The sequence below is a fragment of the Rhodococcus sp. JS3073 genome, assembly GCF_026810085.1.
GTDB classification, from domain to species: Bacteria; Actinomycetota; Actinomycetes; order Mycobacteriales; family Mycobacteriaceae; genus Rhodococcus_F; species Rhodococcus_F wratislaviensis.
In genome coordinates, this window is the sequence record NZ_CP113951.1 from 5239372 (window position 1) to 5253343 (window position 13972).

Below are 13972 nucleotides of genomic sequence, written 5' to 3' on the forward strand. Positions count from 1 at the left end.
TAGTGGGACATCCACGAACATCATGGCTGTCGCCAACTCACCTGTTCTCTGGGTGGCCGTTGCCGGCATCTTCGTCGTCATCGTCGTGCAGTCGGCGATCTACATGACCGCGGTCCGCAAGGTGGCACCCGTCGCGGACATGTCGCCGGAAGACATGAAAGTCTCGTTCCGCTCCGGCGCCGTCTCGGCGATCGGACCGTCCCTGGCGGTCTGCCTCGTCGCGATCGCCCTCCTCGCTCTCTTCGGCACGCCCGCGGTGCTGGCCCGCATCGGCTTGATCGGCTCCGCCGCGTACGACGTGTCCGCGGCCAGCATCGCCGCCGACTCCATGGGCGCGAAACTCGGCGCCGACACGTACACCCAGAACGTGTTCGTCGTCGCCTTCTTCGCCATGAGCATCGGCGGCGTGATGTGGATGCTGTCCGCGCTCATCCTCACTCCACTGCTCAAGCGGGGCGACGCGAAGATCCGCACTGTGAATCCGGCGTTGATGGCGGTCGTCCCCTCAGCCGCTCTGATCGGCGCGTTCGCGTCGCTGGGCTTTCAGGAACTGACGAAGTCCAGCTACCACATCGTCGCGTTCGCCGCCTCCGCAGTCGCGATGGGGATCTGCCTCTTCGTCGCCCGCACGTTCGGCAAGAGCTGGCTCCGCGAATGGGGACTGGGCATTTCGATCCTCGTCGCACTCACCGTCACCTACCTGGTCACCTCCTGATTCACGACTCGCACGGAAAGGACTTTTCGATGACTACCGACGAAGCCGTAACAGTGTCCACCGGCGCGCGTGAACTCGCCGAATTCGACAAGACGACATCCCGCTGGGGTCGTATCACGATGATCGCCGGGTTGCTCCTGTCGATCGGTGCGCCTCTGTACCTGGTGTTCTCGGGTGAGGTGGACGTCACGGCGGGCCAGTTGTGGACCGCGTTTGCCGCGGTGGCCGGGACCTTCTTCATCATCTGGCTGGTCGAACCCCTGACCTATTTCCCCATCCTCGGTCCGGCCGCGATGTACCAGGCGTTCATGATCGGCAACATCGCGAACAAGCTGTTGCCCGCCGCGCTGATCGCGCAGACGAACATCGGAGCCAAACCCGGATCCAAGCGGGCCGAACTGGCTGCGGTCCTGGCGATCTGCGGTGCCGCGATGGTGCACCTCGTGTCCCTGGCCGTGTTCGTCGGGCTGCTCGGCACCTGGCTGATCAGTGTGATTCCCGCCGACATCGTGACCGTCACCCGTTCCTACATCCTTCCCTCGGTCCTGGGGGCGGTCCTCGTGCAGGCGATCGTGTCGATGAAGCAGCCCCGGGCCACGGTGGTCGCGCTGCTGGTGGCCGCGATCATCACGTTCGTCGTGGTTCCGGCGATGCCGAGCCTCGCGCTGTCGTCCACCGCCATCGCGGTGATCGTGACGGCGGTCCTCGCCTGGTTCCTCAGGAACAAGAACGACCAGAGCCCTGCCGAGCTCGCGACCATCGAGTAAGAATCGATGCGCGGAGATACGTCACCTTCCCCTGATTCGAAAGTAGGCTCCATGACCGACCTGCCGATCGCGCTCACCGACGAGCTGCGGACGAAGATGCACGACCTCTACCGCTACCTGCATGCGAACCCGGAACTGTCGATGCAGGAACACAAGACCGCCGAGCTGATCCAGAGTTCCCTCGTCGCCCTGGGGATCGACACGTTCGTCTGCGGCGGCACCGGAGTGGTCGGTGTCCTGACCAACGGCGAGGGTCCCACGGTGGCGTTCCGCGCCGATTCGGATGGGCTGCCGATCGCGGAGGACACCGGCGTCGACTACGCCAGCACGGCCACCGGATACCTCGACGACGGCACCGAGGTGCCCGTGATGCACGGCTGCGGCCACGACACGCACGTCGCCACCCTGCTCACCGTCGCCGAATTGCTTGCCGGCGCGCGGGAGGCCTGGGCCGGAACGATCGTGTTCCTCTTCCAACCGGGCGAGGAAACGGCGGCCGGCGCCAGGGCGATGATCGAGGACGGCCTGTGGGATCGGGCACCCAAGCCGGAAATCGTCTTCGGGCAGCACGTCGGGCCGATGCTGGCCGGCACCGTGCACGTCACGAGTGGCGACGCGATGGCCATGGCCGATTCGTTGAAGGTCACCGTCTACGGTCAGGGCTCACACGGCTCCCAGCCCCAGGATTCGATCGACCCGATCATCCAGGGCGTCAACATGATCAACCGAATCCAGACCATCGTGTCCCGCGAAGTGCACCCTCTGAAGCCGGCGGTCGTCACGGTCGCGACGTTCCATGCCGGGCTGAAGGAGAACATCATCGCGGACCGGGCCGAGTTCACGATCAACGTGCGCACCCTCGACCCCGAGGTCCGTGAGCAGGTCAACGCCGCGCTGCGCCGCATCATCTACGCCGAGGCCGACGCGTCCGGGGCACCGAAGCCGCTGATCGAGGAGCTGTACACGTTCCCGCGCAACTACAACGATCCCGACGCCACCGCCGATCTCGTCGCCGAGCTGCGGAAGGTGCTGGGCGAGAACAACGTCACGCCGTCGTCGCCGATGATGGGTTCGGAAGACTTCGGCCTGCTCGCCGAGGTGATCGGCGTGCCGTCGGTGTTCTGGATGTTCGGCGGTCACACCACCGACACGCTCGAGAGCGGAAAGCCTGTGCCGGTGAACCACTCACCGTTCTTCGCGCCGGTCGCGGAGCCCACCCTGTCCACCGGCGTCCAGGCGGCGATGACGGCGATCCTGTCGAAGGTCGGGATCTAGGCCCTCCGGGCCCGTGAGTGGTTGACGAGTCTCTGCACTCGTTAACCACTCACGGGCGGCGGAGCCGCCTCAGTGGGTGGTCAGCGGTGCGTCCGCGGTGGCGTCCACGCCGGTCTTCTCGAAACGCAACCGCGACACGGCGAGTCCGGCGAGGACGAAGGACGCGGCCACGAGGATGTACAGCTGGGTGGGCGACCAGTCGCGGTCGAGTAGGGCGCCCGCGACGATCGGCGACGCGATGGCGCCGACGCGGCCGATGCCGATTCCCCAGCCGACGCCGGTGGCCCGGACGGCAGGCGAGTAGACCGACGGCGTGAGCGCGTACAGCCCGGCGATGCAGCCGTTGGCGAAGACGCCGATCAGGGCGCCGAGCCCGAACGCGATGACGATGGACGCGGTGGCAGGGACGAAGACGACGAGCAGCACACCCGCGATCGCCATGTAGGCGATGAGCACACGCTTCAGGGCGAAGCGTGCGGACAGCGCCCCGAGCAGGGTGGCGCCGAAGATGCCGCCGAGGTTGAGGAGCACTCCGCCGGTGACGCCCTGGTTCGCGGACATGCCCGCCTCGACCAGCAGTTTCGGGGTCCAACTGGTGACGAAGTAGAACCCGAACATCGCCATGAAGAACGCGAACCACACCAGGAGTGTGCTGCGGCGTCGCTGCGGGGACAGCAGGACGCGCATCGCGAAACCGGCGTCGGCGGTGGCGGCGGCACGCGGTGCGGGCAGCTCGTCCAGTCGCGGCTGACCGGCCCGCTGGGCGAACGCGTTGATCCGGTCGAGGGCGTTGGCCGGTCGCCGGACGAGCAGGAAGTCGATCGATTCCGGGAGCCGGGCGTAGACGACGGGGATGATCGCCGCCGTGCACAGTCCGCCGAACAGGAACACCGAGCGCCAGCCGAGCGAGTTCTGCAGGACGACGGCAATGATTCCGCCGAGGGTGGCGCCGACGGCGTAACCGGTGGAATTGAGGCTCACCGCGAGCCCGCGCCAGCGGTTCGACGCGTACTCACTGGCGATGACGTTGCTGCTGGCGAGGATTCCGCCGATGCCGACGCCGGTGAGGGCGCGGAGCAGTCCGAGTTGCATCGCGTTCTGGCTGACCGCGGACAGCAGCATGCCCGTCGACGCGAGTGCCAGGCACAGCAGGATCATGGCGCGGCGGCCGATGGTGTCAGCCCACGGCGCCAGGAACAGCGACCCCGCGGCCATGCCGAACAGTCCGGCGCTGAGCAGGAGGCCGACGATCGACCCGGACAGATCCCACTCCTGCGACACCGACTGTGCGGTGAACGCCATGACGAGGACGTCGAAGCCGTCGAGCACGTTGAGTAGACCGCAGATGGCGATGGCGCCCCATTGGTAGCGCGTCATGGGGCTGCTGTCGATGCGTTCGCGTAGGTCGAATTGCATGCGCTGGACCTGCTCTTTCTCAGAGGTGGGCTGTGATGTGGCTCACGACTCACCTACCGTGGCGGACAGGTCACTCGTTTCCAACTTCGCTTCCGAATGTCGGAAGACGAGAAGTGGCGGTCGGACGCGGTGCTGGGCCATCATTTCCCTGTTGACAACTGGAAGGGTCCGGGCGACCGGCAGTGGGCGGAAAGGTCCATGGATGTGACTGGCTCGGGTTTCGGTAATTCCTGGTCGGCGGAACGGTTGTTCGCCGGGCCGGGCGAGACGCGGGAGCGGCTACGCCGCACCGATTGGGCGGCCACGCCGCTGGGGCCCGTCGAGACGTGGTCTGTCGAGTTGCGGGCGGCAGTGCGAACCGTGCTGCCCTCCGAGGTCCCGATGTTGCTCTGGTGGGGCCCTGAGCTCGTGCAGATCTTCAACGAGGCGTACACCCGGGTCCTCGGCGCCAAGTACCCGGCCGCGATCGGTGAACCCGGGGCGCAGTGCTGGGCGGAGATCTGGGACGAGGTGGGACCGCTCGCCGAGCAGGTGATGGCGGGCGGCGCATCCACCTACACGGAGAATCAGCCGCTGTACATGCTGCGGCACGGGTACCTCGAGGAGACGTACTGGACGTTCTCCTACAGTCCGGTGCAGGACGAGGACGGGAACGTCGCCGGGGTCTTCGTGGCGACGACCGACGTGACCGCGAGCGTGCTCGGGGAGCGTCGACTGGAGACTCTGCGGCAACTGGGCACGGTATCCACCGCGGGCGGCGACGATCCGCTGGTCGATGCCTGCCGTGCGGTCGTGCGGGTACTCGGCGCCAGCGGACAAGACGTCCCGCTGGCGGCGATCTATCTCCGCGGCGAGGTCGTCGGCGGTCCCGGGGACGACGCTGCCGAGGACCTCGTGCTCGTCGGTGCCGCCGGGGTGGACGACGACGGCGAGTTCAGGCCCGCCCGGATCCCGGCGACCGACGTCACCCAGCCGGTGGCGACCAAGGCGGTGACGGAGGTACGGCTGTGCCCGTTGATCGTGACGGGTCACGCGGAGCCGGTGGGCGTGCTGGTGCTCGGGATCAGTCCGTATCGCGCGTTCGACGACGCGTATCGGGGCTTCGCCGAGTTGGTCACGGCGAAGGTGTCGACCCTGATCTCGGACGCTCTGGCCTACGAATTCGAACGGGACCGCGCCGCTGCGCTGGCGGAGCTCGACGCGGCGAAGACGCGGTTCTTCCAGAACGTCAGTCACGAGTTCCGTACCCCGCTGACCCTGTTGCTCGGACCCCTCGAGACACTGCGCGAGCCGACCGGCGATGAATCGTCCGCTGATCAGCGCGACGCGATCGCGGCCGCCTACCGGGCGGCGGTCCGGCTGCAACAGCTCGTCGACGACCTGCTCGATCTGTCCAAGGCGGAAGCCGGTCAGCTTCGGCCCCGCGCGGAGCCGACCGATGTCGGCCGGTTGACGGCCGACTGCGTGAGCATGTTCGATTCCGCCGCCGTGCAGGCCGGCCTCGCACTGCGGGCAGATATCGACGAGGGCTCGGGTCCGGTCGAATTGGACCGCGAGATGTGGGTGAAGATCGTGCTGAACCTCGTGTCGAACGCGGTCAAGTACACCCGGTCCGGATCCGTGTCCGTCGCGCTCAGTCAGGACGCCGACCGGCTGGTGCTGAGCGTGACCGACACGGGTGTGGGAATTCCCGCCGAAGAACGCGAACGCGTATTCCACAGGTTCCATCGCGTCGAGGCCGGCGGGCCGGGCAGTGGCGGCGTCGGCATCGGGCTTTCCCTGGTCGCCGATCTCGCCGCGGCGCTCGGCGGTTCCGTCGATCTCGACAGTGCACCGGGCCGGGGCAGCACCTTCACCGTCCGGGTACCGCGGATCCCGGCGCCGGACGGTGTGACCCCGCGCACAGACGACCGACCTGTCGGTGCGATGACGTCCTCCGGCGACGTCGACCAGCTCGAACCGTCCGCCGAAGCCGCGGCATCGCACGAATCCGGAGCGGACCGCCGCCGCATCCTGGTCGTCGAAGACCACCCGGACCTGCGGGCGTACCTCACCCGACTGCTGCGCGCGCAGGGCTGGGACGTCGACGCCGTCGCCGACGCGGAGTCCGCGCTGAAACACGTCGCCGCCCGCACGCCGCATCTCGTGCTCAGCGACATCATGCTTCCCGGTCGCGACGGCATCGACTTCCTCCGAGAGCTGCGATCTGAGCAGTCGACGGCACGGCTGCCGGTCATTCTGCTCACGGCCCGCGCGGGAACGGAGTCGACCATCGACGGGCTGAACCACGGAGCCGACGACTACATCGTCAAGCCCTTTCAGCCGAGCGAACTCGTCGCGCGGGTGCGTGTTCATCTCGAAATGTCGTGGCTTCGCGAAACTTTGGTCACGGACAGTGAGCTCGAAACGGAACAACTGCGCAAAGCGCTGGATACGCGAACAACCCTCAGCCAAGCTGTCGGGCTGACCATGGCCGCCTTCCAGTGCGACGCCGACACCGCTTTCGACAAGCTCGCCTCGTGCCGCAGAATCGCAACGTCAAACTTCGGGAGATCGCGGCAGAGGTCGTCGCGAACTTCACCGCAGGCACCGACCGCGAATAAGGCCGCAGTTTCCCCGACCTGCGTTCCGGGTAGGCGTGACCGATGAACGACGATCAGCACGCCGAACCGGACCCCGACGATCCGCGCAAGCCGGATTCGCCTGCGGACCTGACGAAACCCTCCTGGTGGTACGTCATCAGGAAGACGGCGCACGAGTTCACGCGCGATCAGTGCACCGACCTGGCCGCCGCACTGACGTACTACGCGGTCCTCTCGCTGTTCCCGGCGCTGCTGGCGCTGGTCTCGCTGCTGGGGGTGTTCGGGCAGGGGCAGCGCACCACCGATGCGGTACTGCAGATGGTCGACGACCTCGGGCCGTCCTCCGCCGTGGACACGTTGCGTGACCCCATCGCGCAACTGGTCGCGGCTCCGACCGCGGGCATGGCCCTCGTCCTCGGCCTGCTGGGTGCGGTGTGGTCGGCGTCCGGCTACATCGGGGCGTTCGGACGCGCCATGAACCGCATGTACGAGGTCGAGGAAGGGCGTCCGGTGTGGAAGCTCCGGCCCCTGATGCTGGCCGTCACCATCGTCGGTCTGGTTCTGGTGGCCGCTGCTGCGGCGATGCTCGCCCTGAGCGGTCCCGTCGCGCGCTCGGTGGGTGACGCGATCGGATTCGGCGACACCGCCCTGACCGTCTGGAACATCGCGCGCTGGCCGTTCGTCCTCGGCGTCGTCGTGGTAGCCGTGGCCATCCTGTACTACGTCACGCCCAACGTGAAGCAACCGAAGTTCCGCTGGATCAGCGCCGGCGCGTTCCTCGCCATTGTGACGTGGATTCTCGCGTCGGTCCTGTTCGGCCTGTACGTCGCCAACTTCGGCAGCTACAACAAGACGTACGGCTCCCTGGCCGGCGTGATCGTGTTCCTGCTCTGGCTCTGGATCACCAACCTGGCGTTGCTCTTCGGCGCAGAACTGGATGCCGAACTCGAACGCGGACGGGAATTGCAGGCCGGCATGCCGGCCGAGGTCGAACTGCAATTGCCGCCGCGCGATACGCGGGCCTCCGACAAGAACGCCGAGAAGTACGAGCAGTACGTGCAGGAGGGCAGGGCGCTACGCGAGAGTGAGTGCCCTCCGGGCCCGTGAGTACTTGTTAACCACGGGCGGTTAACAAGTACTCACGGGCGGAACGCCATCGCGTCGTCCACGATCTTGCCGTGCCGCAAGGTCACCAGGTCGCGGAAGTAGTTCATCCGCAGCCGCCACGGGGCCTCCGACCCCTGCTTCGGGAACGACTCCACCGACCGCAGCACGTAGCCGGCGGCGAAGTCGAGGAACGGCTCCTCCTCGACCGAACTGTCGCGCTCCGGGGCGCACTGCGCGAACCCGTTCGCGTCCATGTGCGCGAGGAGACGGCAGACGTACTCGCACACCAGGTCTGCCTTCAGCGTCCAGGACGCGTTGGTGTACCCGATGACGAACGCGAAGTTGGGCACCCCGCTGAGCATCATCCCCTTGTACGCCATGGTGTCGGTGAGGTCGATGTCGTGGCCGTCGACGGCGAGCGTCGTTCCGCCGAACGCGAGCAGGTTCAGGCCGGTCGCGGTGACGACGACGTCGGCGTGCAGCTCCTCGCCGGACGTCAGCGTGATACCGGTCTCGGTGAAGGTGTCGATGTGATCGGTCACGATCGACACCTCGTCGTTCCGGATGGAACGGAACAGGTCCCCGTTGGGCACGAGGCACAGTCGCTGATCCCACGGGTTGTATCGGGGCGTGAAGTGGGTGTCGATGTCGTAGCCCTGCGGCAGCCACTTCTCCTGCATCTGCCGGATGCGCCCCTTCATGAATTCCGGATAGCGCTGGCACAGTTGATAGATCGCGGTCGCGACCGAGGCGTTCTTCAGCCGAGTCAGCGCGTAGGCGAGCTTGGCGGGCAGGTGGCGCCGCAACTTGTTGGCCAGCTTGTCCTTCGCCGGCATCGAGATGATGTAGGTGGGCGACCGCTGCAACATGGTCACGTGTGCGGCGTCGGCGGCCATCGACGGCGCCAGCGTTACCGCGGTGGTGCCGCTGCCGATGATGACGACACGCTTACCCGCGTAGTCGAGGTCCTCCGGCCACTTCTGCGGATGCACGACCTGCCCGGCGAACCGGTCGATCCCGGGGAACTCGGGGGTGTAGCCCTCGTCGTAGCGGTAGTAACCGCTGCAGGACATCAGGAAGTTCGCGGTGAACCGGACCGTTTCACCGGTATCGGAGCGCTCGGCGTCGATCGTCCACTGGGCGTCGGGTGTCGACCACTCGGCGCGAACGACCCTGTGCTGGAACCGGATGTTCCGGTCGATGCCGTGCTCGGCCGCCGTGGCCTTGACGTACTCGAGGATCGACGGCCCGTCGGCGATGGACTTCTCACCCGTCCACGGCTTGAACCGGTACCCGAGGGTGTGCATGTCCGAGTCCGAGCGAATACCGGGGTAGCGGAACAGGTCCCAGGTGCCGCCGATCGATTCGCGGCTCTCCAGGATGGCGTAGGTCCGTCGGGGGAAGTTGTCCTGCAGGTGGTACGCCGCACCGATCCCGGACAGTCCGGCCCCGATGATCAGCACGTCGACGTGTTCGACGGGAGCCTTCGCGCCGGTGGTTTCGACGGCGCTATCGGTGTGTGACATGAACACTCTCTCGCTGGCGGGGACGGGTGGTTACTTCGGGTCTACGGCGACGTCGCCGAGAGCGACATTACGTGCGCTGGTGGACCGGCCGAGCTTCGCGGCTTCCTCGTCCATCAGCGGAAGGATCCGGGGGACCGGGGGTAGCAGCGTGCGATCCCCGATCCGCGACGTCACCACCGCCTTCAGCCAGGCGAAGATTCCGACCCACCGGGGCACGTAGACCCGGCGCTTCCGCTTGGTCAGGGCGACCACGAACGCGTCGACGCACGAGCCCACCGACGTCGTCTTGCCGAGCGGTCCCGGCAGAGTGGCGAGAAATTGGTTGAACGCGGTGAGGTCGGCTTTCGCGTCCTGGACGAGCGGTGTGTCGATCCACGACATGTGCGCGGAGCCCACGGTGACGCCGTGGTGTGCGACTTCGAGACGCAGGGCGTTGGCGAAATGTTCGATTCCGGCCTTGCTCGCGTTGTAGGCGGCCAGACCGGCCACGGGCGCGAACGCGGCGAGCGAAGAGACGACGAGGATGTAGCCCTTGCGTTCGATCACGGAGGGCAGTGCAGCGCGGACGGTGTGGAAGACGCCGAGAATGTTGATGTCGATGACCCGCTTGAACGTGGCCGGATCGACGTGCAGGACCGAGCCGAAACTGGCGATGCCGGCGTTCGCGAGTACGAGGTCGATGCCGCCGAACTTCGCGATGCCGGCGTCGACGGCCTTTTGCACGGCGGCCAGATCGCACACGTCGGCGGCCGCGGCGATCGCGACGTCGTCGCCGAGTTCGGCGGCGAGCGCCTTCAGCGGTTCGGCGTCCAGATCGATCAGAACCAGTTTGACGCCCTTGCGGGCGAGGGCGCGAGACGTCTCTGCACCGATGCCACGCGCGGCCCCGGTGACGAGCGCGACTTTGTTCCTGAGCGTGGGCATGGGATCTCCTGGCGTGTGATCTGGCACCGTTCGGTGTCAGTTTGTATCTGGAACTGTGCGGTGTCAATATGGGGGCGTGAGTTCGCCCAAGCTCGACGCAACGGGCCGCACCTACCGCGGTGCGGGTCCGCGCCAGCGTCAGGAAGAGCGGCGCGTGCGCCTCGTCGACGCGGCCGTCGAAGTGTTCGGGACCAGCGGATACCGGTCCGCGACGGTGGAGAAGATCTGCGCGACCGCCGGGCTCACCAAGCGCTACTTCTACGAGTCCTTCGACGACAGCGAGGCCCTGCTCCTGGCGGCGTACGCGAGCGTGACCGACCGCCTGCGGGACAGCGTCCTGCGCGGCGCGGGAGACGGCGGCGCCGATCTCGACGCGCGGGTTCGCGGTGCACTGACCGCGTTCTTCCGAACCGTCGCCGACGACCCGCGGATCCCGCGGATCGCATTCCAGGAGGTTCTCGGCGTCGGTCCGGAGGTCGACCACGCGTACCGTCGCGTCACCCTGTCGTTCGTGGACGCCGTCCTCGTCGTAATCGGTCCGGCCGTCGACCGGACCGCATTCCCCGACTTCCACCTGCGCACCCTCGCGACCGGCCTGGTGGGGGCCGTGCTGATGATTGCCCAGCAATGGGTGCTGTCGGAGAACCCGCAGCCGATCGAGTCCGTCATCGGCAGCGCGCACACCATCCTCTCGGCCGTCCTGGGCCAACTCGGTACCCCGCCCACGTGAGTGGCGCGGAGTCCGGGCGCACGCTTTGCCACTCACGTGCGCTGACCTGGGACTGCGTGTGCCGGCAGCAATCCCGGCAAACCCCGGACACCATCACATATATGTTGTTAAATACCTGACATGCCCGGTGCTGTGCACTGCCAATCGCCGTGGGTCCGCAACACCACGATCCGCGCGGTGCTCGTCGCGCTGCTCGGGATCGTCGGGCTCGCGGCGCCGCCGCCGATCGTCGCGCACGCCGCCGGTTACGAGGGCCTGCTCGACATCACGCCGGCGAACGCGGCGGCGGAATCGATCGGCGGACTCGACCCCCGGTTGCCCACCGACTCCGCCGTTCTCGCTGCCGCGCTCGCGGCCGCCCGCTCCGACAGCGTCGCTCCGACACGCTATTCCGCGCTTCTGCAACAGTATTGGCTCGCTCGAGGATCCGAGGCGTCCGGCATCGACCTGGCGGCGTGGGATCCGAACGCGGGGCTGATCGCCAACGCTGCGGTGGTCGACCGGGTCTACGAGAATTACGGCCGGTATCAACTCCAGCGCACCGAGCTCTACTGGTCCGGGATGGCCGGGCTGGCGGGAGGTTCGTTCGCCGCCGGCTTCTGGGACCTCGACCTCGGCCGCACCGTGCTCGGAGTCGAAACCGTCCACGCCCTGGGCAACGCCGTCGCGTCCACGGTCCGGGGGTTGCCCGGCGGAGCGATGACGCTCCTGCCCGCGGACCCGAGAACGCTCGCGACCCTCGGCCCGGCGATGACCGCCGAGGACATGGACTGGTACCAGAAGCGCCTGCTGATGATGCAGAAGCACATCTACTTCGACATGGTGCCCATGCACGAGGCGTACCTGAACGAGGGCCGGACCGCTGTCGAGGAGATGGCCGCCGCCGGACTGCTCGACGAGAACGCCGAGATCGCCTGGAACGGCATCTTCTCCGGCACACCCGAAGGGTATGTGGACGCGCTGTTCCGGATGGCGTCGCGTGAGCAGAATCAGATCATCGCCGATCAGTGGGACGTCACCGCGGCGGCCCGCGACGGCGTCGGCCGCGCGCTCACGTACGCCACGACCCTGGCGGCGCAACCGTCGGTTCCCGGTTCGCGCGCACCGGGACAGGTTGCGCCGATGTCGGTCGACGGCGACGTGAACGGCTCGACCTACCGGCTCCGCACGCCCATGCCCGGCTTCAACTGGGCCGATCGCGAACCGCGCTGGCAGTACATCGTCAGTGACATCGCGTCGTCCTACCAGCGGCTCGCCGAAGGACGTCCGGGAGAGTTGCGGGCTCTGCTCGCCATCCCGTTCCGCGACTTCGTCGAGAGCCAGCGGGTGCTGCGGCGGGTGCCCGACCTCGCCCGCGACATGAGCACCGGCTGGGAGTTGTCCCCGGCGCATCCGTAGCCGTTGCCGTTGCAGGACGAACGGGACGCTCGTTCGATCTGACGCAACGACCGTCCCGTTCGTCCGGGGCGCGAGGCCGGCTTTCCAATGGATGGATGTGACGTTGTGCACGCGTAGCCGTGATTGGCACGTTGTGTCACACCACGCCAGGCCCGATCGCAGGAGAGTCGATGAACGTATCCGCCGTCACGCACGACAGCCCGACGACCGCGACACCCACGGAGGTCGCGAAGACGCCGAAGAAGGCGGCGCTCGCGTCCTTCCTCGGAAGTGCGCTCGAGTACTACGACTTCTTCATCTACGGATCCGCCGCCGCCCTCGTCTTCGGGCACACGTTCTTCCCGGCAGGCAACGACGCGATCGGCACGGTCGCCGCGCTCGCGACGTTCGGCGTCGGCTACGTGGCCAGGCCCGTCGGCGGCATCGTCCTGGGCCACTTCGGAGACAAGCTGGGACGCAAGAAGATTCTGCTGCTGACCCTGCTCATCATGGGCCTGTCCAGTCTCGCGATCGGATTCCTGCCCACGTACGAGCAGATCGGCATCGCGGCCCCGATCCTCCTCGTGCTGTGCCGGCTCGCGCAGGGATTCTCCGCGGGCGGTGAGGCCGCCGGCGCCAGCACCCTCACGCTCGAGCACTCACCCGAGGGGCGGCGGGCGTTCTTCACCAGTTTCACCATGACCGGATATGCCGCCGGGATGGTCCTCGCGACCCTCGTCTTCATCCCCGTGGCCGCGCTGCCGAAAGAACAACTCGACAGCTGGGGCTGGCGAATTCCGTTCTGGTGCAGCGCGGTCATGCTCGTGGTGGCCTACTTCGTGCGCACCAAGCTCGACGAGACCCCGGTGTTCGAGGAGTCGCGCGAGCACGCGGAAGTGCAGAAGCTGCCCGTCGTCACCGTCGTGACCACCCAGTGGCGGGACGTCCTGCGGATCGCTCTGTGTTCGCTGTTCGCGGTCGGGCAGACGGTGTTCACGGTCTTCGGGCTCGCCTACGCCACCGGACCCGACGTCGGCATCGACCGCACCACGATGCTGTGGGCGTCGTCCGTGTCGATCGCGGGGTCCATCGTCGCGATCCCGCTGCTCGCCAAGCTGTCGGACCGCGTCGGACGCCGACCGGTCTGGATCACCGGTGCCCTCGGGTGCGCCGTGACGATCTTCGGGTACTTCTGGGCCATCTCGGTCGGCTCCATTCCACTGATCTTCCTCGCCGCGCTGCTCACGATGACGCTGTTCTATTCGATGGTGAACGGCCTCTGGCCCAGCTTCTTCACCGAGATGTTCGCCGCGCCCGTGCGCTACTCCGGCTTCGCGGTCGGTACGCAGATCGGCTTCCTCATCGCCGGCTTCGCCCCGGCGATCGGCTGGGCGCTGCTGGGCACCGGGGTGAACGCGTGGGTCCCCGTCGCGGTGTTCACGGCGCTCTGCATGCTGGTCTCGTCCGTCGCCGCCTTCACTGCCCGCGAGACGTACCGGGTACCGCTGGCCGAACTCGGACGTACGTCGACCCCGCAGGAGTAGCCGGAGGAC

Annotated in this window: 10 protein-coding genes and 1 pseudogene; 8 read left to right on the forward strand and 3 right to left on the reverse strand. The window is 67.3% G+C overall.

Features of this window, described 5'->3' with window-relative positions; genetic code table 11:
* The first annotated feature begins 22 nt into the window (after positions 1–22).
* Genes OYT95_RS23615 through OYT95_RS23625 form a run of 3 tightly spaced genes read left to right on the forward strand, consistent with a single transcriptional unit; the run spans position 23 to position 2757 of the window.
* Entirely contained in the window at positions 23–715 is a 693-nt protein-coding gene (locus OYT95_RS23615; RefSeq protein WP_235214634.1) for a DUF5058 family protein, read from the forward strand.
* A gap of 29 nt (positions 716–744) precedes the next feature.
* Positions 745–1482, forward strand: a complete 738-nt coding sequence (locus tag OYT95_RS23620; protein WP_268789248.1) for a hypothetical protein — start codon at positions 745–747, stop codon at positions 1480–1482.
* Between the two features lie 51 nt (positions 1483–1533).
* Positions 1534–2757, forward strand: coding sequence for an amidohydrolase (locus OYT95_RS23625; protein ID WP_268789249.1), 1224 nt, complete (start codon positions 1534–1536; stop codon positions 2755–2757).
* 69 nt (positions 2758–2826) lie between these two features.
* Here the strand turns inward: OYT95_RS23625 and OYT95_RS23630 are convergent, their stop codons facing one another.
* Positions 2827–4173, reverse strand: a complete 1347-nt coding sequence (locus OYT95_RS23630; protein ID WP_128641057.1) for an MFS transporter — start codon at positions 4171–4173, stop codon at positions 2827–2829.
* 198 nt (positions 4174–4371) lie between these two features.
* Here OYT95_RS23630 and OYT95_RS23635 point away from each other — a divergent pair.
* Both OYT95_RS23635 and OYT95_RS23640 read left to right on the forward strand, forming a co-directional pair.
* Positions 4372–6776: pseudogene (locus tag OYT95_RS23635) on the forward strand (response regulator).
* 42 nt (positions 6777–6818) lie between these two features.
* The gene (locus tag OYT95_RS23640) at positions 6819–7862 is read left to right on the forward strand and encodes a YihY/virulence factor BrkB family protein (RefSeq protein WP_128641058.1); all 1044 of its coding nucleotides are present in this window, start codon (positions 6819–6821) and stop codon (positions 7860–7862) included.
* A 32-nt stretch (positions 7863–7894) separates the two neighbouring features.
* Here the strand turns inward: OYT95_RS23640 and OYT95_RS23645 are convergent, their stop codons facing one another.
* On the reverse strand, positions 7895–9388 hold the full coding sequence (locus tag OYT95_RS23645; protein ID WP_268789250.1) for a flavin-containing monooxygenase: 1494 nt from the start codon (positions 9386–9388) through the stop codon (positions 7895–7897).
* Between the two features lie 30 nt (positions 9389–9418).
* Entirely contained in the window at positions 9419–10312 is an 894-nt protein-coding gene (locus OYT95_RS23650) for an SDR family oxidoreductase (protein WP_128641059.1), read from the reverse strand.
* 76 nt (positions 10313–10388) lie between these two features.
* Between OYT95_RS23650 and OYT95_RS23655 the strand changes: the two genes are divergently transcribed.
* The 3 genes from OYT95_RS23655 to OYT95_RS23665 all read left to right on the forward strand — a co-directional run bounded on the left by OYT95_RS23655 (position 10389) and on the right by OYT95_RS23665 (position 13963).
* Positions 10389–11042 (forward strand): TetR/AcrR family transcriptional regulator, encoded by a 654-nt coding sequence (locus OYT95_RS23655; protein ID WP_268789251.1) that lies wholly within the window; start codon positions 10389–10391, stop codon positions 11040–11042.
* A gap of 120 nt (positions 11043–11162) precedes the next feature.
* The gene (locus tag OYT95_RS23660) at positions 11163–12440 is read left to right on the forward strand and encodes a hypothetical protein (RefSeq protein ID WP_268789252.1); all 1278 of its coding nucleotides are present in this window, start codon (positions 11163–11165) and stop codon (positions 12438–12440) included.
* 170 nt (positions 12441–12610) lie between these two features.
* Positions 12611–13963 (forward strand): MFS transporter, encoded by a 1353-nt coding sequence (locus tag OYT95_RS23665; RefSeq protein ID WP_268789253.1) that lies wholly within the window; start codon positions 12611–12613, stop codon positions 13961–13963.
* Positions 13964–13972 lie beyond the last annotated feature (9 nt).

What these genes read in the sequence shown, in the direction of transcription:
- OYT95_RS23660 (WP_268789252.1), top strand. Translation starts at nt 11,163, where the DNA reads ATGCCCGGTGCTGTGCACTGCCAATCGCCGTGGGTCCGCAACACCACG.
- OYT95_RS23650 (WP_128641059.1), bottom strand. Translation starts at nt 10,312, where the DNA reads ATGCCCACGCTCAGGAACAAAGTCGCGCTCGTCACCGGGGCCGCGCGT.
- OYT95_RS23645 (WP_268789250.1), bottom strand. Translation starts at nt 9,388, where the DNA reads ATGTCACACACCGATAGCGCCGTCGAAACCACCGGCGCGAAGGCTCCC.
- OYT95_RS23640 (WP_128641058.1), top strand. Translation starts at nt 6,819, where the DNA reads ATGAACGACGATCAGCACGCCGAACCGGACCCCGACGATCCGCGCAAG.
- OYT95_RS23615 (WP_235214634.1), top strand. Translation starts at nt 23, where the DNA reads ATGGCTGTCGCCAACTCACCTGTTCTCTGGGTGGCCGTTGCCGGCATC.
- OYT95_RS23625 (WP_268789249.1), top strand. Translation starts at nt 1,534, where the DNA reads ATGACCGACCTGCCGATCGCGCTCACCGACGAGCTGCGGACGAAGATG.
- OYT95_RS23620 (WP_268789248.1), top strand. Translation starts at nt 745, where the DNA reads ATGACTACCGACGAAGCCGTAACAGTGTCCACCGGCGCGCGTGAACTC.
- OYT95_RS23630 (WP_128641057.1), bottom strand. Translation starts at nt 4,173, where the DNA reads ATGCAATTCGACCTACGCGAACGCATCGACAGCAGCCCCATGACGCGC.
- OYT95_RS23665 (WP_268789253.1), top strand. Translation starts at nt 12,611, where the DNA reads ATGAACGTATCCGCCGTCACGCACGACAGCCCGACGACCGCGACACCC.